This window comes from Leisingera sp. ANG-DT (assembly GCF_000813785.1).
In the GTDB taxonomy this organism is placed as follows: domain Bacteria; phylum Pseudomonadota; class Alphaproteobacteria; order Rhodobacterales; family Rhodobacteraceae; genus Leisingera.
On record NZ_JWLE01000025.1, the window covers coordinates 41,057 to 63,162 of the forward strand.

General features: G+C 63.5%; 19 protein-coding genes. 6 read left to right on the top strand and 13 right to left on the bottom strand.

Translation table 11 applies throughout. From position 1 onward, the window contains the following. Nucleotides 1-3: 3 nt before the first annotated feature. The gene (gene meaB / locus RA21_RS17715) at nt 4-981 is read right to left on the bottom strand and encodes a methylmalonyl Co-A mutase-associated GTPase MeaB (protein ID WP_052257706.1); all 978 of its coding nucleotides are present in this window, start codon (nt 979-981) and stop codon (nt 4-6) included. Between the two features lie 197 nt (nt 982-1,178). On the opposite strand from meaB, the gene hrpB reads away from it, so the two are divergent. The 3 genes from hrpB to RA21_RS17730 all read left to right on the top strand — a co-directional run bounded on the left by hrpB (nt 1,179) and on the right by RA21_RS17730 (nt 5,871). Continuing rightward, a complete protein-coding gene (gene hrpB, locus RA21_RS17720; protein WP_039151383.1) occupies nt 1,179-3,626 on the top strand; it encodes an ATP-dependent helicase HrpB in 2,448 nt (815 codons plus the stop codon). A gap of 214 nt (nt 3,627-3,840) precedes the next feature. Continuing rightward, complete coding sequence (locus tag RA21_RS17725; RefSeq protein ID WP_039151387.1) at nt 3,841-4,299, top strand: NUDIX hydrolase; 459 nt, start codon at nt 3,841-3,843, stop codon at nt 4,297-4,299. 90 nt (nt 4,300-4,389) lie between these two features. Beyond that, a complete protein-coding gene (locus RA21_RS17730) occupies nt 4,390-5,871 on the top strand; it encodes an inorganic phosphate transporter (protein ID WP_039151487.1) in 1,482 nt (493 codons plus the stop codon). 73 nt (nt 5,872-5,944) lie between these two features. Here the strand turns inward: RA21_RS17730 and RA21_RS17735 are convergent, their stop codons facing one another. From RA21_RS17735 to RA21_RS17750, 4 genes are all read right to left on the bottom strand, one after another. Further along, complete coding sequence (locus RA21_RS17735; protein ID WP_039151390.1) at nt 5,945-6,664, bottom strand: SDR family NAD(P)-dependent oxidoreductase; 720 nt, start codon at nt 6,662-6,664, stop codon at nt 5,945-5,947. Nucleotides 6,665-6,755: 91 nt separating this feature from the next. Beyond that, nucleotides 6,756-7,331 (bottom strand): isochorismatase family protein, encoded by a 576-nt coding sequence (locus RA21_RS17740; protein WP_039151393.1) that lies wholly within the window; start codon nt 7,329-7,331, stop codon nt 6,756-6,758. Nucleotides 7,332-7,493: 162 nt separating this feature from the next. Beyond that, nucleotides 7,494-8,420 (bottom strand): ornithine carbamoyltransferase, encoded by a 927-nt coding sequence (gene argF, locus RA21_RS17745; RefSeq protein WP_019296096.1) that lies wholly within the window; start codon nt 8,418-8,420, stop codon nt 7,494-7,496. Between the two features lie 79 nt (nt 8,421-8,499). Then, nucleotides 8,500-9,675 carry an aspartate aminotransferase family protein gene (locus RA21_RS17750; RefSeq protein ID WP_039151490.1) on the bottom strand — a complete coding sequence of 392 codons (1,176 nt, stop codon included), beginning with the start codon at nt 9,673-9,675 and terminating at the stop codon, nt 8,500-8,502. A gap of 430 nt (nt 9,676-10,105) precedes the next feature. Between RA21_RS17750 and RA21_RS17755 the strand changes: the two genes are divergently transcribed. Both RA21_RS17755 and RA21_RS17760 read left to right on the top strand, forming a co-directional pair. Beyond that, nucleotides 10,106-11,017, top strand: a complete 912-nt coding sequence (locus RA21_RS17755; RefSeq protein WP_039151394.1) for a DMT family transporter — start codon at nt 10,106-10,108, stop codon at nt 11,015-11,017. Between the two features lie 128 nt (nt 11,018-11,145). Continuing rightward, nucleotides 11,146-12,384 (top strand): MFS transporter, encoded by a 1,239-nt coding sequence (locus tag RA21_RS17760; RefSeq protein WP_039151397.1) that lies wholly within the window; start codon nt 11,146-11,148, stop codon nt 12,382-12,384. A gap of 5 nt (nt 12,385-12,389) precedes the next feature. Here the strand turns inward: RA21_RS17760 and RA21_RS17765 are convergent, their stop codons facing one another. Beyond that, nucleotides 12,390-13,202, bottom strand: coding sequence for an ABC transporter permease (locus RA21_RS17765; protein ID WP_019296092.1), 813 nt, complete (start codon nt 13,200-13,202; stop codon nt 12,390-12,392). A gap of 159 nt (nt 13,203-13,361) precedes the next feature. On the opposite strand from RA21_RS17765, the gene RA21_RS17770 reads away from it, so the two are divergent. Further along, the gene (locus RA21_RS17770; RefSeq protein WP_039151400.1) at nt 13,362-13,958 is read left to right on the top strand and encodes a GcrA family cell cycle regulator; all 597 of its coding nucleotides are present in this window, start codon (nt 13,362-13,364) and stop codon (nt 13,956-13,958) included. Between the two features lie 507 nt (nt 13,959-14,465). Here RA21_RS17770 and RA21_RS17775 read toward each other — a convergent pair. The 7 genes from RA21_RS17775 to RA21_RS17805 form a co-directional block, all read right to left on the bottom strand. Continuing rightward, a complete protein-coding gene (locus RA21_RS17775; protein WP_039151403.1) occupies nt 14,466-14,876 on the bottom strand; it encodes a universal stress protein in 411 nt (136 codons plus the stop codon). A 114-nt stretch (nt 14,877-14,990) separates the two neighbouring features. Continuing rightward, nucleotides 14,991-16,283 (bottom strand): TRAP transporter large permease, encoded by a 1,293-nt coding sequence (locus tag RA21_RS17780; RefSeq protein WP_019296089.1) that lies wholly within the window; start codon nt 16,281-16,283, stop codon nt 14,991-14,993. Then, a complete protein-coding gene (locus RA21_RS17785) occupies nt 16,280-16,771 on the bottom strand; it encodes a TRAP transporter small permease subunit (RefSeq protein WP_241483522.1) in 492 nt (163 codons plus the stop codon). The genes RA21_RS17780 and RA21_RS17785 overlap by 4 nt, the downstream gene beginning before the upstream one ends. Before the next feature lie 191 nt (nt 16,772-16,962). Further along, the gene (dctP, locus tag RA21_RS17790; protein ID WP_019296087.1) at nt 16,963-17,970 is read right to left on the bottom strand and encodes a TRAP transporter substrate-binding protein DctP; all 1,008 of its coding nucleotides are present in this window, start codon (nt 17,968-17,970) and stop codon (nt 16,963-16,965) included. A gap of 69 nt (nt 17,971-18,039) precedes the next feature. Next, nucleotides 18,040-19,155, bottom strand: coding sequence for an alanine dehydrogenase (gene ald, locus RA21_RS17795; protein ID WP_039151405.1), 1,116 nt, complete (start codon nt 19,153-19,155; stop codon nt 18,040-18,042). 25 nt (nt 19,156-19,180) lie between these two features. Then, the gene (locus RA21_RS17800) at nt 19,181-20,692 is read right to left on the bottom strand and encodes a CoA-acylating methylmalonate-semialdehyde dehydrogenase (RefSeq protein ID WP_039151408.1); all 1,512 of its coding nucleotides are present in this window, start codon (nt 20,690-20,692) and stop codon (nt 19,181-19,183) included. A gap of 32 nt (nt 20,693-20,724) precedes the next feature. Continuing rightward, nucleotides 20,725-22,047 (bottom strand): aspartate aminotransferase family protein, encoded by a 1,323-nt coding sequence (locus RA21_RS17805; protein WP_039151411.1) that lies wholly within the window; start codon nt 22,045-22,047, stop codon nt 20,725-20,727. Nucleotides 22,048-22,106 lie beyond the last annotated feature (59 nt).

Here is a 22,106-nt window from a genome sequence, read left to right on the forward strand (position 1 = left end):
GGCTCAGCCCTTCAGGTGGTCCTGCAGCATCTGCTGCGCCGCCGCCGCCGGGGTCAGCGCGCCCTCGGCCACCTGCCCCGACAGCTTTGCCATCGCCGCCTGGGCGCTGGCGGTGTGCAGCCGCGCCAAGAGCGCCTGGCGCACCTCCTGGTCGAACCAGTAGCAGGACTGATCGGCGCGGCGGCGGCCCCAGTGGCCGTTTTCGCGGCGCCAGGCGGTGAGCGTCTGCATCTCTTCCCAAGCCTGTTCCAGCCCGTGCTCCTCCACCGCCGACACCATAAGCGCCTTGGGGAAACCTTCGGGGTCCTGCGGCCGCTTGCGCAACAGGCGCAGGGCGCCGGCGTAATCGGCGCAGGTGCGGGTGGCGACGGGTTTCAGGGGCCCATCGGCCTTGTTCACCAGGATGAGGTCGGCCATTTCCATGATGCCGCGCTTCACCCCCTGCAGCTCATCGCCGCCGGCGGGTGCCAGCAGCAGGAGGAACAGGTCCGACATCTCTGCCACCACGGTTTCCGACTGGCCGACGCCGACGGTTTCGATCAGCACCACGTCGAACCCTGCTGCCTCGCACAGGGCGACAGCTTCGCGGGAGCGGCGGGCGACGCCGCCCAGGTGGCTTTGGCTGGGGGACGGGCGGATGAAAGCGTTCTTCTCGCGGCTGAGCCGTTCCATCCGGGTCTTGTCGCCCAGGATCGACCCGCCGGACCGGGCGGAGCTGGGATCAACCGCCAGCACCGCGACCCGCAGGCCGAGGCCCGTCAGCATCATGCCGAAGCTTTCGATGAAGGTGGATTTGCCAACGCCCGGCGTGCCCGACAGGCCGATGCGCAGCGACTGGCGTTTGTGCTTGGCCAGTTCCGACAGCAGCTCCTGCGCCCTGGCGCGGTGATCCTCGCGGCCGCTTTCCACCAGGGTGATGGCACGGGCCAGCGCCCGGCGGTCGCCATCGAGGATTTTCTGCGTCAGTTCATCGGTGTCCATGCGTGCCTTCCTGTCTTGATGGGCGGGACCTTGGCGCAAGCCGCGCCGCAAAGTCCAGCCCCTGCCGTCTGGCGGGCAGACTACATCAGCGCACGCCGCAGGAAAGGCGGCAAATCCGCCGCGCCTGAGGCGGTTTGCGGATTGCCGGGCGCTGCAAGGCCGCTGGACCTCCCCCGCCCCTTTGGCGATAAGGCGGAATGACCAGATTGCCGATCGAAGACGCCCTTCCCGAACTTCTGGACGCCCTGCGCGCCCGCGGCCGTGCCGTACTGCAGGCGCCGCCCGGCGCGGGCAAGACCACGCGGGTGCCGCTGGCAATGCTGGAGGCCGGGCTGACCGCGGGCCGCATCGTGATGCTGGAACCCCGCCGCCTGGCCGCCCGCGCCGCAGCGGAGCGGATGGCGGAAACGCTGGGGGAGAAGCCCGGCCAGACCGTCGGATACAAGGTGCGCGGTGATGCGAAGGTGTCGAAGTCCACGCGGATCGAGGTGGTGACCGAGGGCATCCTGACCCGGATGCTGCAATCGGACCCGGACCTGCCCGGCATCGGCGCGGTGATCTTTGACGAATTCCACGAACGCTCGCTGAATGCCGACCTGGGTCTTGGCTTATGCCTGGAGGTGGCGGGCGCACTGCGCGATGACCTGATGCTGCTGGCGATGTCGGCAACATTGGACGCCGGGCCGGTGGCGGCGCTGATGGATGCGCCGATGGTGACGTCTGAGGGGCGCAGCTACCCGGTGGACACCCGCTGGCTGGAGCGCCCCCTGCCCGCGCAAGCGCGGCGCGTGGACGCCTTGGCGGATCTGGTGGTGCAGGCTGAACGGGAAACAAAGGCCACCGGCGGCGGCATCCTGGTGTTCCTGCCCGGCGAGAGCGAGATCCGCCGCGCCGCCGGCGCGCTGGAAAAACGGCTGCCCGGCCACTGCCATATCCGGCCGCTGTTTGGCGCCCTGCCCTTTGCCGAGCAGCGCGCGGCGATCCAGCCCGAGGCACAGGGGCGCAAGGTGGTGCTGGCGACCTCGATCGCCGAAACCTCGCTGACCATTCAGGATATCCGCGTGGTGGTCGATATGGGACAGGCGCGCCGCGCGCGGTTTGATCCCGGCTCCGGCATGTCGCGGCTGGTGACAGAGAAAGTGACCCGCGCCGAGGCGACCCAGCGGCAGGGCCGCGCGGGCCGGGTGGCGGAGGGCCTCTGCTACCGGCTGTGGACCAAGGGCGAAGAAGGCGCGCTGATGGCGTTTCCGCCCGCCGAGATCGAAAGCGCCGACCTTACAGCACTGGCGCTGGAGCTGGCGCTGTGGGGCGCGGCGCCGGAGGATCTGATGTTCCTGACCCAGCCGCCTGCGGGCGCGCTGGCAGAGGCGCAGGCGCTGCTTGCGATGCTGGGCGCCCTGGATGCCCAGGGGCGGATCACCGAGCACGGCAAGGCGCTGGCCGCCCTGCCCTTGCATCCGCGGCTTGGGCATATGCTGCTGCAGGCAGGCCCCGAAGCCGCACCGCTGGCGGCCCTTCTGGGTGAGCGCGATCCGCTACGCGGCGCCCCTGCGGACCTGTCGCTGCGGCTGAAGGCGCTGCGGGACCCCAAGGGGTTTGCGCGCAATCACCCCTACCAGCTGAACCGCCCGGTGGTGGAGCGGATCAGGAGCGAGGCGCGGCGGCTGGAGAAACAGGCAGGCCACCGGGATGCGGGCCTGTCTGCCGCGATGATGGCCGCCCTCGCCTATCCGGACCGCGTCGGCCAGCGCCGCAAGGGCGACAATCCACGGTTCGTGCTGTCCGGAGGCAAGGGCGCCATATTGGATGGCGGCGATACGCTGGCGGGGGCACCGTTCATCGTGGCGCTGGATACCGACGGCAACCCGCGCGAGGCGAAGATCCGCATGGCGGCGCAAATCTCGCTGGCCGAGATCCGCGAGCTGTTTGCGGATCAGATCACTTGGGAGGACACATGCGAGTGGTCCAAGCGCGACCGGCGGGTGGTGGCGCGCCAGCAGGAGCGGTTCGGCGCCGTGGTGCTGGACGACCGCATCTGGAAGGACGTGCCGCCGGACGCCGTGGCCCGGGCGATGCTCGACGGCGTGCGCGACCTCGGCCTGCGGCTCACCGGGGCTGCCGCGCGGCTGGCGGCGCGGGTGGAACTGGTCAGGGCGGAAGGCCATGAACTGCCGGATTTCTCACTGCACGGTCTGACGGAGAACCTGGAAGACTGGCTGCTGCCGATGCTGGACGGGGTGAAATCGGCCGAGGACTGGAAACGCTTTGACCTGCTGCCCGCGCTCAAGGCGGCGCTCAGCTGGGAACAGACGCAGATGCTGGACCGCGAGGCGCCGGGCAGTTTCACAACCCCGCTTGGGCGCAAGATTCCGATCAGCTATGACGGCGAGATCCCGGAAATCTCGGTCCGCCTGCAGGAGATGTTCGGCGTCACCCGGCACCCTTCGGTGGGCGGCGTGCCGTTGAAGGTCTCGCTGCTGTCGCCCGCCCAGCGCCCGATCCAGATCACCCGCGACCTGCCGGGCTTCTGGGCCGGCTCCTATGCAGATGTGAGAAAAGACATGCGCGCCCAGTACCCCAAGCACCCCTGGCCCGAAGACCCGACCCAAGAAGACCCGACGCTCAGGGCGAAACGGCGCAAGTAGCGAAACGCAGCGCGGCTGAGCCGCGCTGCCCGGCCCAACGGCTGGCGGTGCATCTGTGATGCGCGGATCAGCGGGCCGGAGCCCCGCCTGAGGCCTGCGGTCTGCTGCACGGCAAACCCGCGCATCATCTTGCAACCCCGGTCAATCAGGCGTAGATTCCTGCAGTTACACACACGACACGGGATATTCCCCAACAACAAAAGGCTGAGCACAAATGACAAGCCCCCTGACCCGCGCCTGGAACGAGATCATCAAACCGATGCTGCAGCGCCCTGCCCGCGTGCAGGTCGCCGCCCTGTGCTACCGCATGGATGCGGACGGCAAGGAAGTGCTGATGATCACCAGCCGCGGCACCGGGCGCTGGATCCTGCCCAAGGGCTGGCCGGTTGAGGGCAAGGACGGACCGGACTCGGCGCTGCAGGAAGCCTGGGAAGAAGCCGGCGTCAAACCGGCCCGCATCACGCCGCAGCCGATCGGTGAATACCATTTCACCAAGCGCCACGACAACGGCACCGAAGAGCCCGTCACAACGCTGATCTTCGAGGTCGAAGTGGAGCAGCTGGAGGATGATTACCCGGAATCCAGCGAGCGCACCCGCCAGTGGATGAAGCCCGCAGAGGCCGCCGGGCTGGTGGATGAGCCGGAACTGCGGGACATTCTGCACCGTTTGTAAAAGTTATGTGACATTTTTATGTCAAACGCTTGAACCGTGTCCTGAGCGGGGGTAGGCGCGTGCCCAGACCCCGGAATCAGGAATGCGATGATGAGCCACGAAGATCAGCGTCCGCAATGGAACACGCTGGATAAGGATCTGAACAGGATCTCCCAGCTGGAGCTCGCGACCAGCTATGCCTCCCGCCCGCTGGTGGCGCCGGGCATCGCGCTGGCCTTTATCGTGCTGGCGGGCCTTGCCGCCGGCGTTTTCTTCGGCGGTTCCGCCATGAGCATGGTGGTGATCGCCGCCGCGGCCTTTGGCGCCTATATGGCGATCAACATCGGCGCCAATGACGTCGCCAACAACATGGGGCCGGCGGTCGGTGCCAATGCGCTGACCATGGGCGGCGCCATCGTGATTGCCGCCATCTGTGAAAGCGCAGGCGCCCTGCTGGCAGGCGGCGATGTGGTCTCGACCATTTCCAAGGGCATCATTGATCCCGCCGCAGTCAGCAGCAGCAGCATCTTCATCTGGGCGATGATGGCAGCGCTGATCTCCTCGGCCCTATGGGTAAACCTGGCCACCTGGGTCGGCGCGCCTGTGTCCACCACCCACTCTGTCGTGGGTGGCGTGCTGGGTGCCGGTGTGGCCGCCGCAGGCACCGCCGCGGTGAACTGGCCCACCATGGGCAAGATCGCCGCCAGCTGGGTCATTTCGCCGGTGCTGGGCGGCATCATCGCCGCGCTGTTCCTGGCCTTCATCAAAGCCAGGATCATCTACCAGGACGACAAAATCGCCGCTGCCCGCCGCTGGGTGCCGGTGCTGGTTGCCATCATGGCGGGCGCCTTTGGTGCCTATCTGGCCCTCAAAGGCCTGAAGAAGATCGTCAAGATTGACCTGCAGACCGCGCTGCTGATCGGTGCCGGCATCGGCGCGGTTTCCTATGTGATCACCGCGCCGCTGATCAAGCGCCAGTCCGAAGGCATGGAGAACCGCAACAAGTCGCTGAAGGCGCTGTTCGGCCTGCCGCTGGTGATTTCCGCGGGCCTGTTGTCCTTTGCCCATGGCGCCAATGACGTGGCCAACGCGGTTGGCCCGCTGGCCGCCATCGTGCACGCCACCGAGTTCGGCGACTTTGCCGCCAAGGTCGCAATCCCGACCTGGGTGATGGTGATCGGCGCCTTCGGCATTTCCTTTGGCCTGTTCCTGTTCGGCCCCAAGCTGATCCGCATGGTCGGCAGCCAGATCACCAAGCTGAACCCAATGCGCGCCTACTGCGTGTCGCTGTCCGCCGCCATCACCGTGATCGTGGCCAGCTGGCTGGGCCTGCCGGTCTCCTCCACCCATATCGCGGTGGGCGCGGTGTTCGGCGTCGGCTTCTTCCGCGAGTGGCACATGGAGCGCCGCCTGAAGAAATCCGCCGCAGGCCGCCCGGTGGAGAAACGCATCGCGCCGGAGGAACGCCGCCGCCGCAAGCTGGTGCGCCGCAGCCACTTCATGACAATTGTGGCCGCTTGGGTGATCACCGTGCCTGCTGCCGCGCTGCTGTCCGCGGTGATCTACCTGCTGCTCAATACCTTCGTCAGCTGAGCTGCACCACATTCACATTAGGAACCCCCGCACCATCCGGCTGCGGGGGTTTTCTTTGCCTTGGTTTCAGCCCCTAGAACCGCTCCACCCAAGGCCGCAGCACCAGCTCGTCGCTCCAGGCGGAGCGGTGCTGGTTAATCAGATGCATGTACTCCGCGGCAATGGCATCGGGGTCCAGCATGCTGTCGGGGTTATCCGCGGCCTCTGTCCGCTCTGGCCGGGCGGCATTGCGGATGCCGCCGTCGATATTGACCCAGGCGACATGGATGCCCTTTGGGTGCAGCTCCCGCGCCATCGATTGCGCCAGGCCGCGCTGCGCAAACTTGCCCATCGCAAAGGGCGCGGACTGGGCAAAGCCCTTCACCCCGGCGGAGGCGCCGGTGAACAGGATGGTGCCGCGCCGCCCGTCCAAGGCCTGCTGCATCAGCATCCTCTTGGCCGCCGCCTGCCCCAGCACAAAGGCGCCATAGGCAGTGATCTCCACTGCCTTGCGCACCGCTTCCGGCTCCAGTTCTGCAACAGGACCGCGCAGCCGGGCCGAGGGGTTGTAGCAGGCCACCCGCAGTTCCCCGGGCAAACCGTCGATCAGTGCCGAGGTCCCGTTGGTGTCGGTGCCATCGAGCACGTGCAGCACGGCCCCGGTCTCTGCTGCCAGCGTCTCCAGCTTGTCCGTATTGCGGGCAGCCAGATGCACCGCATAGCCCGCAGCAGAGAGCTGCCGGGCGAAAGCCGCCGACAGACCGGTCCCGGCCCCGACGATCAGCGCCTGCGGTTTGGATGATGTGCCTGCCATTGCCAGCCCTCCCCTGTCCTTGAGTGAAATGCTGACGGCAATCCACTCATGACACAAGGTTTATCGGGCAGCGCCTTGGCCGAAGGCTGAATCAGGCCTCTGCCGCGGCAGGCAGCTGCGCAAGAACATCTGCCGCGGTCACCACCTTTCCAAAACCTGCGTGCAGGGCGGACAGCGTGACCTCCAGAACGGTCCCGGCATCCAGCATCCCGCCGTTGCGCGCGGGCATGTCAAAGGCGATCAGCGCATCTTCTACCACCTCGATTTCAAACCCGAGGTTGGCGGCAGAGCGGGCGGTTGAGTTGACGCAGAAGGCTGCCACCCCACCCGCAATCACCAGCCGGGTGATCCCGGCGTCCCGCAGATGCTGCTCCAGCCCGGTGCCGTAGAACCCGGATGACCCGATTTTCCAGAACACCGCCTCGCCCTCCTGCGGCACCGCGCAGGGCAACGGCTGGCCGCTGGGCAGATCGCGGCGGAACTTGCTCTCGGGCCGCGGATCGTCATGCATTACATGCACCACCGGCAGATCCGCGGTGCGGAAGGCTGCGGCCAGCTCGGCCACCGTCTCCTCCGCATCCGGGTTGGCCTGCGGGCGGCCAGAGGCGGCCACGTTGGCCATCTCCTGCTGCATGTCGACGATCAACAGGGCTGTGCTGCGGTCCATGGGAAATCCTCGCGGTGAAATTCTTGGCAGGAGGTTTGCCGAAACCGCGCCCAGCGGCCAGTGCAAACTCCCATGCCCCTGCGTCATGGGCGCATAGCGCACGAAAAAGGCGCGCAGCAGTGTCACCTGCTGCGCGCCTTGGCAAAACCGGAATGCCAGACCTTAGCCGCCCAGGCACCAGCGCATAATGGCCTTCTGCGCGTGCAGGCGGTTCTCGGCCTCGTCAAAGATCACCGACTGCGGGCCGTCCATGACGGCGGAGGTCACCTCTTCCTCGCGGTGGGCCGGCAGGCAGTGCATGAACAGCGCATCGGGCTTGGCATGCGCCATCAGCGCGTCGTTCACCTGATAGGGGCGCAGCATGTTGTGGCGGCGCTCCTTGGAAGACTGGCTGTCATGCATCGACACCCAGGTGTCTGCGACCACCAGATCGGCACCCTCCACCGCCTTCACGGCGTCGCGCTCGACCACGATCTTCGATCCAGCCTTGCGCGCCAGTCCCATGAACTCCTCTTCCGGGTCCAGCTGCGAGGGGCCGGTGAAGGTCAGGTCGAAGCCGAACTGCCCGGCCGCATGGATGAAGGAGGCGCAGACGTTGTTGCCATCGCCGCACCACACCACTTTCTTGCCCTTGATGGAGCCGCGGTGCTCCTCGTAGGTCTGCACGTCCGCCATGATCTGGCAGGGATGAGTGCGGTCGGTCAGGCCGTTGATCACCGGCACATCGGAGTACTCCGCCATCTCGGTCAGCACGGTCTCATCGAAGGTGCGGATCATGATCATGTCGACATAGCGGCTGAGCACGCGGGCGGTGTCGGCGATGGTCTCGCCATGGCCCAGCTGCATGTCCTTGCCCGACAGAACCATAGTCTGGCCGCCCATCTGGCGCACGCCGACATCAAAGGACACCCGGGTCCGGGTTGAGGGTTTCTCAAATATCAGTGCCACCATCCGGTCCTTCAGCGGCAGCTCATCATCCAGCGCCGCCTTGGGGCGGCCGAGGCGCGCCTGCTTGGTGGCTTTAGCCTGGTCGATGATGGCGCGCAGGTCGGCAGGGTCGGTTTTGTGGATGTCGAGGAAATGGTTCATAGTCGTATCGCTTTGTTCTGGCGAAGGCCGGGGGCTGCCTGCCCCCGGACCCCCGGGAGTATTTCTGCAAAGGTGAAGATCAGGAGGCTGCGACCTGGGCGGCAGTTTTATCAAGACGGCTGACGGCCTCGGCGATGTCCTCATCACTCAGGGTCAGCGGCGGCAGCAGGCGGATCACGTTGTCGGCAGCCGGGACGGTGATCAGCTCGTTGGCGTAGCCCGCGTTGACCACATCTATGTTGGCTGCCGTGCACTTGAGGCCCAGCATCAGGCCGGCGCCGCGCACTTCCTCGAAGACTTCTGGATGGTCGGCCACCAGCCCCTCCAGCTTCTGCCGCAAGAGACCCGCCTTGCGGTTCACCTCTGCCAGGAAGTCCGGGTCAGCCACATGATCCATCACCGCGCAGCCCACTGCGCAGCCCAGCGGGTTGCCGCCGTATGTGGAGCCGTGGGTGCCTGCGGTCATGCCGCTGGCGGCATCCTCGGTGGCCAGCACTGCGCCCAGCGGGAAGCCGCCGCCGATGCCCTTGGCCACCATCATGATATCCGGAGCGATGCCCGCCCATTCATGGGCAAACAGCTTGCCGGTCCGCCCGACGCCGCATTGCACCTCATCCAGGATCAGCAACAGGCCGTTGTCGTCGCAGATCTGGCGCAGCGCCTTCAGCTCTGCATCCGGGACCGGGCGGATGCCGCCCTCGCCCTGCACCGGCTCGATCATGATGGCAGCAGTGCTGTCCGAGATGGCATTGGTGACGCCATCCAGATCGCCAAAGGTCAGATGCACGAAACCGGGCAGCAGCGGGCCGAAGCCCTTGACCATCTTCTCGGAGCCAGCGGCGGCGATGCCGGCCGAGGACCGGCCATGGAAGGAGCCGTCAAAGGTGATGATTTCGACCCGCTCCGGCTGGCCTTTGTCATAGAAATACTTACGCGCCATCTTCACCGCCAGCTCGCAGGCCTCGGTGCCGGAGTTGGTGAAGAACACGGTGTCGGCAAAGGTATGCTCCACCAGCTTGTCCGCCAGCGCTTGCTGCTGGGGAATGTGGTAGAGGTTGGACACATGCCACAAGGCTTGCGCCTGGGTGGTCAGTGCCTCCACCAGCGCCGGATGGGCATGGCCCAGCGCGTTGACCGCGATGCCGGAGCCCAGATCCAGAAAGCGTCGCCCGTCCGCCGTGGTCAGCCAGGCGCCTTCGCCTTTGACGAACTCAAGCGGGGCACGGTTGTAGGTCGGCAGAACGGACGGGATCATCGGGATCATCCTTTTCAAAGGTGGAAGCCAAAGCTGTGACGTAAGCTTGGCCTTGGGTCAACGGTGGATCATTGGATTTCGAATGGGGGATGTGCTGCACGGCAGGCACAGGGGATCAGGGGCCGGTTACACCAGGCGGCGTCGGCGTCGCGAAATGGGGGTATGTGCGCGTTTGATCATGGATGGGTTCCATAGTGGAGGTTTTGGCGAAAGAAAACCCCTTTTGTGCAGCCCTCCCCGCCAAAGCGCCGCCCGGCCCTTTCACCTTTGGCGAAATACTCCGGGGTGAATTGGCCGCAGGCCAAGAGGGGCAGCGCCCCTCTTCCTTACAAACCTGCGAGGGCAGCGCGCCCGCCCTGGCGGCAAATTACGACAGCTGCCGCAGCCTTTCCCCTTGCATCCCGCGGCGGCTTGCCGCACCGCTGGTGCCATGACGCGCAACACCCCGCAGAACCCCGCCCTGGCCGCTGCCCTGATCCTGGCGGCCACCACCTTCATTGCGGGCACCACTCTGCTGGCCAAGTCATTGGGGACAGATGTGCTGGGTGCACCGCTGCATCCGCTGCAGATCAGCCACGGGCGCTTCCTGTTTGCCTTCATCGGCATTTCAACCGCCGTGCTGATCCTGCGCCCGCACTTCATCCGCCCGCATTGGGGCTATCACATCGGACGCACCTCCTTCGGCTGGGCCGGGGTCACGCTGATGTTTGCCTCGGTTGCCTATATCCCGCTGGCCGATGCCACCGCGATCACCTTCCTGAACCCGGTTTTCGGCATGCTGCTGGCGATCCCGCTCTTGGGGGAACGGGTCGGACCCTGGCGCTGGGGCGCGGCGCTGGTTGCGATGATCGGCGCGATGATTCTGTTGCGCCCCACGCCCGCCAGCTTCCAGCCCGCGGCGCTGCTGGCCCTGGGCGCGGCGGCGGTGATGGGGCTGGAGCTGATTTTCATCAAGAAGCTCGCTGGCCGCGAGGGACCGTTGCAGGTGCTGTGGTTCAACAACCTCTTGGGCATGATGATTGCCAGCTGCGCGGTGCTGCCGGTCTGGCAAATGCCGAGCACCGGGCAATGGGGCGCATTGGCGGCGCTGGGGCTGCTGATGGCCTGCGCGCAGGCCTGTTTCATCAACGGGATGGCGCGGGCCGATGCGTCCTTTGTGGCGCCGTTCAGCTATGCCACGCTGGTGTTTGCTGCGCTTTACGATTTCCTCGGCTTTGGTGTGGTGCCGGATGCCATCTCCTTCCTCGGCGCCTGCATCATCCTGGCGGGCGCCGCTGTTCTGGCCTGGCGCGAAGGCCGGGTGCGGCCGACCGCGGGCCGCGCGGCAACCGCGGGAAGATAGCCCCGGGCCGCCACCCTCACAAAAAGTTATTCCCTTCAATGGCCCCATCGCGACGCCGAGGTCGAAAACCGGCAATTTCCGCCTGCCCGGCACGGCACCCTGCTCTGTAACAGGACAGGAGAATACCCATGCACGAGCGGCGAATCCCAGAATGGCTGCGCCACGCGCCGGTGCCCTCGGTCCGGGATTTCGGCATCCTGGCGGGGCTGGAGGCGGTGGTGCGCGGCACGCTGATCTCAGTCTTTCCGCTGATTATGTACCGGGCGCTGGGGGATGCCGGGCTGGTCTCGGCCTCCTATTTCGCGGTGGGTATCCTGTCGCTGCTCGCGGGGCTGATGGTGCCCGCACTGGTGCGGCTGGTGCCGCGCCGCTGGGCCTATTCCCTGGGCGCGGCGATGTTCGTGGCCTCGGCAGCGCTGGCGATCGAAGGCAGCCCGGGTTCGGTGCTGGCGGCGCTGGCGCTCAACACCGTGGCGGCGGTCACCACCTTCATCTGCTTCAACGCCTATGTACTCGACTACATTTCCCGGGTCGAACTGGGCAAATGCGAGACCTCACGGATGTTCTATTCAGCCCTGGGCTGGACCGCCGGGCCAATGGCGGGGGTGCTGCTGCTGGATTGGTGGCCGCCTGCCCCGTTCCTGATTTCCGGTGCTGCGGCGCTCCTGATGCTGGCCGCCTTCTGGTGGATGCGGATGGGCAACGGCAAGCAGATCGCCCGCGCCCGCGGCCCGGCCTCCAGCCCGTTGAAATACCTGCCGCGCTTTCTGGAGCAGCCGCGGCTGATCACCGGCTTCCTGTTTGCGGTGATCCGGTCGGCTGGCTGGTGGATCTACGTGGTCTACCTGCCGATCTTTGCCATTGAAAAAGGGCTGGGACAGGAACTGGGCGGCATCCTCTTGTCCGTGACCAACGCCTGCCTGTTCGGCGCGCCGCTGCTGCAGCGCTGGGTGCAGCAGCATTCGATCCGGCTGGCGGTGCGCACCGGTTTTCTGATCGTCGCCCTGTGTTTCGGCGGTGCCGCAGCGTTGCAGGGCTGGCCAGATGTTGCGGTCGGCCTGCTGATGGCGGGGTCCGCCGCGCTGATCCTGCTGGACATCTGCGGCGGACTGCCATTCCTGATGGCGGTGAAACCCTCCGAGCGCACCGAGATGTCGGCGGTCTACTCCAGCTACCGGGATATCTCCGGCATCCTGACGCCGGGGGCCGCCTGGCTGGTGCTGATGGTGTCGCCGCTGGCTGGGATCTTTGCCGCTGGCGCCGCGGCTGCGGCTTATGCCGCGCTGCTGGCTGGCAAGCTGCATCCGCGGCTGGGACGCAGAAAGGCGGCGCCTCCGCCAGCGGAAGACCCCCTGCCCGCGGAGTAGCGGCGTCAGGGTTTCAGGCGGTAACCAGTGCGCAGCATCACCCAGGCCAGCAGGCAGACCGCAAAGGTGGCACCGCTGCAGACCGCCAGCCCCAGCAAGGGCGGGCTGTCCGAGGTGCCGATCACCCCGAATCGCACTCCGTCGATCAGGTAGAACACCGGGTTCAGATGCGAGATGACTTTCAGCACCGGCGGCAGCGCCTCGACCGAATAAAAAGTGCCGGAGAGGAAAGCCAAGGGTGTGACGATGAAATTGGTGATTGCCGCCATCTGGTCGAACTTGTCGGCAAAAACCCCGGCAACGATCCCGAGGCCGCCCAGAAACGCCGCGCCCAGCACGATGAAGACCAGTGCGGTCAGCGGATGCGCAGGTACGATTTGCAGCACCGCCATCAGCCCCAGCCCGATGCCCAGCGCCACCAGAGTGCCGCGTGCAACGGCGCCCGCCAGATAGCCTAGCAGGATCTCCAGCCCCGACAGGGGCGGCATCAGCGTGTCGACGATATTGCCCTGCACCTTGGCAATAACGATGGAGGATGAGGTGTTTGCAAAGGCATTCTGGATCACCGTCATCATCATGATGCCCGGTGCCAGGAAGGTCAGGAACGGCACCCCCATCACATCGCCGCGCTTCGGCCCGATGGCGATGTTGAAGATCATCAGGAACAGCGCCGCGGTCACCAGCGGCGCCAGCAGAGTCTGGGTCCAGACCGCCAGGAACCGCTTCACCTCGCGCCATGCCAGCGCCTTGAGCCCCAGCCAGTTCACCCGCCCGAACCGGCGCGCGCCCAATTCCACCTGATAGCCCTGCTCTGCCATGCTGCCCCCTGCATTTCCTTGCCCGACTGCATAACGGCTGGGCCAATGGGCGCAAGATGCCTTGTAACTCCGCCCGCAGTGATTAGAATAGGGGATCACACGGAATATGATGGCGGCCGCAGAACCCCTGGGGCCGCTATTAGCTTGGAAAGGCAACAGATGTCCTGGACAGACGAGCGCGTCGAACTGCTCAAGAAAATGTGGGGCGAGGGCCAGTCGGCCAGCCAGATCGCCAAGGAACTGGGCGGCGTCACCCGCAACGCCGTCATTGGCAAGGTGCACCGCCTCGGCCTGTCCAACCGCAACAGCGGCGGATCCAAGGCGGCGGAGCCGAAGGAAAAGCCGGCAGCCGCCCCTGCAGCCGCCGCGCCGAAACCTGCGGCTACCGCCAAGCCCAAGCCGCAACCCAAGACCGAACCGGCCCGCCCGGCCGCGGCCCAGCCCTCCGCGGACGCCAAGCCCGCAACCCCGGCCCGCCGCCAGATCATCCCGGCCGGCCAGCCGCTGCCGCCGCAGCCCTCCGCCAATGAAATCAGCCCCGAGGCGCTGGCCAAGGTCAACGAGATCGAGAAGAAGGCCAAGAAGCTGGGCCTGATGGAGCTGACCGAGCGCACCTGCAAATGGCCGGTGGGCGACCCGGCGACCGAGGACTTCTGGTTCTGCGGCCTGCCCGCCCAGCAGGGCAAACCCTATTGCGAGGCGCATGTGGGCGTGGCCTTCCAACCGATGTCCTCGCGCCGCGACCGCCGCCGCTGAGGCTTGGCCGCTTTAGTGAATCTAGCCCCGGCATTGCGTCCGGGGCTTTTCTTTTTGAGGCCCGCCTTTTGGCAATTAGTGCTACGTGGCAAAAGGCGTTCAGCTGTCGCAAGAGCATCTAGCGGCAGATATCCCCCACGCAACCCAAACATCAGCCAAACATCGGGCTGTGTCCGCGTTGCTTAGAGAGCAGGTATGTCAATTCATCGGGTTGGATAACACTTATGCGGCGCGGAGGCTGAATTCGCTGCTCATACGCTTATGGCCGGATCAGGTGCTCTCATTACGGCCAATCCTTAAAGAATGGGCAGAACATTGCGAACCCGCCATGCAAGGGTTCCGGAATGCGCGCTGGAGGGCGTCGCAAACACGCCCTCTATCTAGCTGTCCCAAGTCAGGTGGCAGCCAATTAGTCCAATCGGCATAATTAAGAAATGCTCCAACCCTGCTTTGATTGCAAACCATCTTCACAGGGTTGGTTGATCATTCTGTGGCTCTTTTCAGCCGTTACAAGCGAAGGACATGAACCGAACAATGAGCGTGGCGAACTATGAGCGCGGCGGTCGAACCCAGAAAGAACTCCTTCATCCCGGGTTTGTGCGAGGCAAGGACGATACAGTCGATTTTCTGCTTGTTGGCATATTCCGTTATCGCGCGGCCCGCTGACTGGCTTTCCAGAATGACGGAGTTCACACCCGCCTCACCCTGTAACCGGTCGGCAAGGCTCGCCTGGGCTTTCTGGTAGGATTTTTCGACAACATTTTGCTCCATGTAGTACATGATCTGTTTGTTCGGCGGCTCATGAATATGGGCTGCGGTGATTTGACCACCCTCGGACAGGAGGGCCCGTGCTGCGGAGAGTGCCTGTTCGCTGATGCCATGTTCCAGGGACAGCGCTACGAGTATGTTGCTATACATGGTGTTCCTCTTGTGTTCAGTTTCTGGGGCTGAAGGTTCGCGGCTGCCTGTCCGGCATCCGCCGCCGGCAGGGGAACGCCCCCGGTCCGGGGGGCGCAGCAATAGGTGGCCCCCTTATTTGCTGAGCAGGAGGTCAGGCAGGAAGAGCGCCAGCTCGGGGACAAAGGTCGTCAGCATCAGCGTCGGCAGCCAGGCGAAGATGATAAAGATCAGCGTCGGCCACAGCATACGCGATACCGGTTCGTCACAGACCTGGGCACCAAGATAGAGAAGCGGCGCCGTGGGTGGTGTGATGTTCGCCATGCCCAGGTTCACGCCGATCACGGCAGCAAAATGGATCGGGTCCATTCCGGTGCTCTGCGCGATGGGCAACAGGATCGGGGTCGCCAGAAGCAGGCCAGAGATATCATCCATCAGCATCCCGATCAGGATCATCACGATGTTGATCATCAGCAGGATCACAATCGGGTTGTCAGATACGGAATAAACAAGATCTTTGGCCAGTTGCGGTGCGCCCTGCGAGATCAGGTTGTCCGACACGATCAGAACCATGAAGATCATGACCATCACCACGCCGATTGTGACGCCGGAATTCTGGATGGTCTGGGCCAGCGTTTTCCAGGTCAGGCCGCGGTAGAAGTAGATCGCAATCGGGATCGAATAGACCACGGCGATGCCGGCGGCTTCGGTCGGGGTCATGATACCGCCGTAGATCCCTCCCAGAATGATCAGCGGCATCATCAGCGCAGGTCCCGCCAGGCGCGCTTGGCGGCCAAAGGTGGGCAGAAATGGCCTGGGGCGTTCTGTCAAGTTAATGCCATCGTATTTCCGCAGCATGAACTGGTTCACGACGATCAGCAGGGTGATCAGGATGAACGCGGGGATCACGGTGGACAGAAAACATTTCAGCACGTGCTGCTGTGCCACCCAGCCATACAGGATGTGCGACGAGCTTGGCGGGATCAGAAGGCCCAGAGGGCTTGCCGCCACGATCAGAGCGGCCGACTGCCCGCCGGGATAGTTGGCCTTTTTCAGGTGCGGCATCATGATGCCGCCGATGCAGGTCAGGGTGGCGTTGGCGCTGCCGGAAATCGAGCCAAAGACCCCGCAGGCCAGGACGCCCGCAGCGCTCAGCCCGCCCTTGATATGGCCAATGAACATTTCGGCGAGTGAAACCAGAGGCGCCGCGATCCGCCCTTTTTCCATGATGCCACCCGCAATCATGAAGAGCGGGATGGCCAGCAGAACCAGTGACCGGATTCCCGTGGACCCCGTCGGCAAATACCCTGTGATCGACTGATCACCGACCATGGCAATGAAAATCAGGACCGCCCCGAAGGCCACAAAAACGCTGACCCCAAGAAGCAGCATGGCGCAGACGATAAGAAGACTACCGGTGATGATCATTTTGCGGCCTCCTTGGCAGCAGCTGATTTGAGAGGGAGACCGAGACCCTGACGGATATGCACGTAGAGATAGGCAGTGGTGAACATCGCCATGAAGCCAAAGGCGACCATGATCCCGATCCGCCAGGTGACAAACGGGATGCGCAGCACAGGGGTTGCGCGCAGCCGCGGGAACGAGAAGTCGTCAAGCAGCGAGACATAGCACGCGTACATGAGAAACAGGATCACCAGCAGCTCGACCGTCAGCACGATGAACCCGCGCCACCAGATCATCCGCGGGTTTTGGATGACGATGCCCAGAATATCCGCGTTGATATGCAGATTGCGCGCAGAGGCCAGAACAGCGCCTGCAAAGAAGCCCACGATGCTAATGCCCAACAGCCATTCTTCGTAGGCGAAAAGATCGCCGCCAAAGCCATATCTGATGACAACAACCGCGCCAAAGGTGAATGCCATCAGGAACCCTGACACCATTACAATCTGTCTCATGAGAAATGCGATCGCCTTCATCGGGTAGCCAATGATGGCCGGCAATTCGTCGGTTATTTTGTTCCGAATGCCGTGAACTTCGTTCCCGGCGGCTGGTGGTTGTTCGCTTACCGAAACGGACATCTTTCTCCCTCCCATTGTTTCGCTCAAGAACAAAAAAGGGCCAGCTGGTCTGCCGGCCCTTTTCCTGATCAGTTGTTCTTGGCTGCCAGCAGGCGGTCGATGATGTCCTGACCAACGCTTTTTGCCATCTGCGGCCAGACCGTTTCCTGAACATGTGCGGCCATCGCAGCCTGTTCTTCATCGCTCAGGCGAAGGATGGTGTAGCCCTTATCAAGCAGCTTCTGACCGAAAACCTCGTCGTTTTCGCGGTTGTAGCTGAAGAAATCATTCGACGCTTTGGTCAGAGCCGCCTGCAACGCTTCACGCTGTGCGTCGTTCAGCTTGTCCAGCGTCCGCTGCGATGCATAGAACGTTGTCAGTTCGGAGATCGAGTTGTACTCGACGAAGTGGGTACCGACATCCGACTTGGCGAAGATGGAGTAGGTCGCGGTTTTGGTGCAGCAGATCGCACCATCGACGATACCGGCTTGAAGCGCCGGGAAGATGTCCCCCCATGCCATGGTTGTTGCCTGGTAGCCCAGTTCTTCAACCATCGACTTCACAACGCTGGACGACCAGACACGAATGTTCATGCCTTTGTCCTCAAAGCTGCTCCAGTTCTGGGGCTCTTGCGAAGCAACGATGCCGATGAACCCTTCAGGGTTCTGAGCCATCACCCGGACGCCGTATTCGTCGGTGATCTCCTGCAGGATGGTGTTGAACTCGGAATCCATGTTGAGCAGCGTATTTTCCATGTCATCCCATCCTCCAAGCAGGAACGGCATGGACAGGAACTCAAGGCGCGGATCGGTGTCGGCGTAGATAAAAGCCGAAGCCAGATCGATGTTGCCGCGGGCGACATCTTCGAACAAGGCTTCACCGGAACCGAGCTGGTTTGCAGGGAACACGTCGATCTTCAGGCCAACATCGGCTGCTGCAACATCTGCGGCAACCTGTTCCATCATTTTTGTGCCCTGGTGGTCGATCGGGAACACGCCTGCGAAACGCAGGGTCATGTCTTCGGCGAAAGCCGCGGTCGACATCAGAGTGCTCAGCGCGCCAGCGGCCAGACCTTTGGTAATCTTGTTGAAACTCATCGGGTAGTTCTCCTCCTGTTTGACGAATAACGCCCGCACAGCGGCATGCTGTTGCGGGCGCGGATTTGCTTAAGTCAGCAAATTTCTGGGATCCTCGAAGCCGTATCCGAGGTCATCGGCCACAGCCTTGCAGGTCACCTCGCCGTAGGCCACGTTCAGGCCGTTCAGCAGGTGATGGTTGTCGGCCAGCGCTTGCTGCCAGCCCTTGTTCGCAATGGCGATGGCATGCGGCAGGGTCACGTTGTTCAGCGCATAGGTCGAAGTCCGGGCCACCGCGCCGGGCATATTGGCGACGCAGTAATGCACAACATCATCAACGACATAGGTCGGGTCTGCGTGTGTCGTTGCCTTGGAGGTCGCAAAGCATCCGCCCTGGTCAATGGCAACATCCACGACCACTGCACCGGGTTTCATTTTCGCAATCAGATCACGCGAAACAAGCTTGGGTGCGGCGGCGCCGGGGATCAGAACCGCCCCGATCACGAGGTCGGCATTGGAAACCTCTTCCTCCAGCGCGGCCTGGGTTGAGTAAACCACCTTGGCGGATGCCTCAAAGTGGTTTTCGAGCTTTTCCAGAACGGCCGGGTTCCGGTCCAGAATGGTGACGTCAGCATGCAGGCCAACGGCCATCTGCGCGGCATTGAAACCGACAACACCGCCGCCGATGACAACAACCTTGCCGGGCTTCACCCCAGGCACACCGCCCAGGAGAACCCCGCGCCCGCCCTGGGCCTTTTCCAGGGCACCAGCACCGGCCTGGATCGACATCCGGCCTGCAACCTGGCTCATCGGCTTCAGGAGCGGCAGACCGCCGCTATCGTCCGTTACCGTTTCATAAGCGATGCAGACCGCGCCAGAGTTCACCAGATCTTTGGTCTGGTCCGGATCTGGCGCCAGATGCAGATAGGTATAAAGGATCTGCCCCTCGCGCAGCATCGCACGCTCCGCTGCTTGCGGCTCCTTCACCTTCACGATCATTTCGGCGTGGGCAAACACCTCGGCTGCGTTTGTTGCGATCTCCGCACCAGCAGCACGATAAGCATCGTCATCGGCGCCAATGCCCAGGCCCGCACCGGTTTCGACCAGCACCGCATGACCGTTCGTGATCAGCTCAGCCACGCTCTCGGGCGTTAGCCCGACGCGGTATTCGTGGTTTTTGATTTCCTTGGGTACACCAATGTACATTGTCTTCACTCCAGGAAAGAGAGGCTCACTTGGCCGTTGGCATGACGAATTCAGCACCTTCCGAGATGCTTTCAGGCCAGCGCTGCATGATGGATTTCTGCTTGGTGTAGAAACGGACGCCCTCTTCGCCATAGGCGTGCATGTCGCCGAACAGGCTCTTTTTCCAGCCGCCGAAGCCATGCCACGCCATCGGCACCGGGATCGGAACGTTGACGCCGACCATGCCGACCTGAACCTGTTTGCCGAACTCACGCGCGACGTTGCCGTCCCGGGTAAACAGCGACACGCCGTTGCCGAACTCGTGGTCGTTGATCAGCTGCAAGCCTTCGGCAAAGTTCTGCACGCGGACACAGGCCAGAACCGGGCCAAAGATCTCTTCGCGGTAGATCTTCATGTCCGGGGTAACGTTGTCGAACAGGGTGCCGCCCAGAAAGTAACCGCCTTCGTGCCCGTCGACGGTGTAGCCGCGGCCATCGACCAGCAGGTCAGCACCTTCTTTGACGCCGCTATCGATATAGCCCTTGATCCGGTCGCGCGCGGCGGCGGTGACGATCGGCCCCATTTCTGCGTCCAGTTCGAGACCGTTTTTGATCTTCAGGGTCTCGGCGCGTTCTTTCAGCACCGGCATCAGCTTGTCCGCGGCATCGCCAACCAGCAGCGCAACCGAGATCGCCATGCAGCGCTCTCCGGCTGAACCGTAGGCTGCACCGATCAACGCGTCGGCGGCCTTGTTCATGTCGGCATCAGGCATCACCAGCATGTGGTTCTTGGCCCCGCCCAAGGCTTGGACGCGCTTGCCGTGGCGGGCGCCGACTTCGTAGATGTAGTTGGCAATCGGGGTCGAGCCGACAAAGGACACAGCCTTGACGTCTTCGTTTTCCAAAAGTGCATCCACGGCAACCTTGTCGCCCTGAACGACGTTGAACACGCCATCGGGGAAGCCTGCCTGCTTCATCAGATCCGCATAAAGCAGAGAAGCCGAAGGATCGGTCGGCGACGGTTTCAGAATGAAGGTATTGCCTGCGGCGATGGCGATCGGGAACATCCACATCGGCACCATGACCGGGAAATTGAAGGGCGTGATCCCGGCCACGACGCCCAGGGCCTGGCGTGTGGTCCAGTTGTCCATGCCGGTGGACACCTGCTCCGTGTAATCACCCTTAAGGAGCTGCGGGATGCCGCAGGCAAACTCGATGATATCAATGCCGCGCTCGACCTCGCCCTGGGCATCGGTGAAGACCTTGCCGTGTTCGACAGTGATGGCGCGGGCCAGGTCGTCCTTGTGCTGACGCACCAGCGCCAGGAAATTGTTCATCAGCCGGCCCCGGCGGATCGGCGGCGTGTTCGACCACGCAGGAAAGGCCGCCTTGGCCGCGGCGACCGCAGCGTTCACGGTTTCGACGGTTGCCAGGGACACATCGCCGGTATGTTCACCGGTTGCGGGGTTGTAGACGGCCTGGGTGGTTTCGCCGTCGGGAGCTGTGTTTTGGCCACAGATATAGTGGCCGATCGAAGCGATCGGGGCAGCATCTTTCATGATTGCAGTCCTTTGGATTTAGAGGGGAAAGGTCACGGAAGCTCAGCCAGAACTTCGCCAAGTGTCTGAACAAGCGTGTTGATTTCAGGTTCCGAGATGATCAGCGGCGGAGAAAGTGCGATGATGTCGCCGGTTACCCGGATCATGATCCCAGCGTCCCAGGCGCGTTTCATCGCCTCATAGGCTCGCTCGCCCGGCGCGCCTTCGCGCGGGGCCAGCTCGATGGCACCAACCAGCCCCAGGTTGCGGATGTCGATGACATTGGGCAGATCCCTCAGGCTGTGGAGCTGATCCTCCCACGGTTGCGACAGCAGCGCCGCGCGGCGGAACAGGTCGCTCTGTTCGTAGCTTTCCAGCGCCGCCAGTGCGGCTGCGCAGGACACCGGGTTGGCCGAGTAGGTGTAGCCGTGGAACAATTCGATCGGCGCGTCGGCGTTTTCCATGGCGGAATTGTAGATCGCGTCGGACACGATGACCGCGCCCATCGGGATGACGCCGTTTGTCAGCCCTTTGGCGGTGGTGATGATGTCCGGCGTAACGCCAAAATATTCCGACGCGGTTGCCGCACCCAGACGGCCGAACGCGGTGATGACCTCGTCAAAGATCAGCAGGATGCCGTGCCGGTCACAGATCTCGCGCAACCGCTGCAGATACCCCTTGGGCGGCAGCAGCACTCCGGTGGACCCTGCCATCGGCTCGACGATGACGGCCGCGATGGTCGAGGCATCATGCAGCGCAACGATGCGCTCCAGATCATCGGCCAGTTCGGCGCCATGCGCGGGGCAGCCGCGGGTGAATGCGTTCTTTTCCAGATCATGAGTATGACGCAGGTGATCGGTTCCGGTCAGGAGAGTGCCGAAGTGCATGCGGTTCTTCACGATGCCCCCGACCGAGATGCCGCCGAATCCGGTGCCATGATAACCGCGTTCACGCCCGATCAGACGTGTGCGGGCGCTGTCGCCGCGCATCCGGTGGTAATGCAGCGCAATCTTGAGCGCGGTGTCGACCGACTCAGACCCCGAGTTGGTAAAGAACGCATGGCTCATCCCCTCGGGCATCATCGCCGTCAGCTTACCCGCAAGCTCGAACGCCTGCGGGTGGGCAAACTGGAAATTCGGAGCATAGTCCAGCTCGTGAACCTGCTTCTGCACTGCCTCTACAATGAGCGGATCACGATGGCCTGCATTAACGCACCACAACCCCGCTGTGCCGTCCATAATCCGGCGGCCGTCCGAGCTGGTGTAGTACATCCCTTCGGCAGACTGGATCATGCGGGGCTCGCGAAGGAAATCACGATTGGCCGAAAACGGCATCCAGAAAGACGACATGGTATTTGACTGAACGGGCATATCCATTCCTTGCAAGGCAGATTATTATTTGATGAGAGATACTTGCAAAGTTTCACCCTTTCGCA

Coding starts and splice junctions, on each gene's coding strand:
- meaB (WP_052257706.1), bottom strand. CDS start 981: ATGGACACCGATGAACTGACGCAGAAAATCCTCGATGGCGACCGCCGG.
- hrpB (WP_039151383.1), top strand. CDS start 1,179: ATGACCAGATTGCCGATCGAAGACGCCCTTCCCGAACTTCTGGACGCC.
- RA21_RS17725 (WP_039151387.1), top strand. CDS start 3,841: ATGACAAGCCCCCTGACCCGCGCCTGGAACGAGATCATCAAACCGATG.
- RA21_RS17730 (WP_039151487.1), top strand. CDS start 4,390: ATGAGCCACGAAGATCAGCGTCCGCAATGGAACACGCTGGATAAGGAT.
- RA21_RS17735 (WP_039151390.1), bottom strand. CDS start 6,664: ATGGCAGGCACATCATCCAAACCGCAGGCGCTGATCGTCGGGGCCGGG.
- RA21_RS17740 (WP_039151393.1), bottom strand. CDS start 7,331: ATGGACCGCAGCACAGCCCTGTTGATCGTCGACATGCAGCAGGAGATG.
- argF (WP_019296096.1), bottom strand. CDS start 8,420: ATGAACCATTTCCTCGACATCCACAAAACCGACCCTGCCGACCTGCGC.
- RA21_RS17750 (WP_039151490.1), bottom strand. CDS start 9,675: ATGATCCCGTCCGTTCTGCCGACCTACAACCGTGCCCCGCTTGAGTTC.
- RA21_RS17755 (WP_039151394.1), top strand. CDS start 10,106: ATGACGCGCAACACCCCGCAGAACCCCGCCCTGGCCGCTGCCCTGATC.
- RA21_RS17760 (WP_039151397.1), top strand. CDS start 11,146: ATGCACGAGCGGCGAATCCCAGAATGGCTGCGCCACGCGCCGGTGCCC.
- RA21_RS17765 (WP_019296092.1), bottom strand. CDS start 13,202: ATGGCAGAGCAGGGCTATCAGGTGGAATTGGGCGCGCGCCGGTTCGGG.
- RA21_RS17770 (WP_039151400.1), top strand. CDS start 13,362: ATGTCCTGGACAGACGAGCGCGTCGAACTGCTCAAGAAAATGTGGGGC.
- RA21_RS17775 (WP_039151403.1), bottom strand. CDS start 14,876: ATGTATAGCAACATACTCGTAGCGCTGTCCCTGGAACATGGCATCAGC.
- RA21_RS17780 (WP_019296089.1), bottom strand. CDS start 16,283: ATGATCATCACCGGTAGTCTTCTTATCGTCTGCGCCATGCTGCTTCTT.
- RA21_RS17785 (WP_241483522.1), bottom strand. CDS start 16,771: ATGAGACAGATTGTAATGGTGTCAGGGTTCCTGATGGCATTCACCTTT.
- dctP (WP_019296087.1), bottom strand. CDS start 17,970: ATGAGTTTCAACAAGATTACCAAAGGTCTGGCCGCTGGCGCGCTGAGC.
- ald (WP_039151405.1), bottom strand. CDS start 19,155: ATGTACATTGGTGTACCCAAGGAAATCAAAAACCACGAATACCGCGTC.
- RA21_RS17800 (WP_039151408.1), bottom strand. CDS start 20,692: ATGAAAGATGCTGCCCCGATCGCTTCGATCGGCCACTATATCTGTGGC.
- RA21_RS17805 (WP_039151411.1), bottom strand. CDS start 22,047: ATGGATATGCCCGTTCAGTCAAATACCATGTCGTCTTTCTGGATGCCG.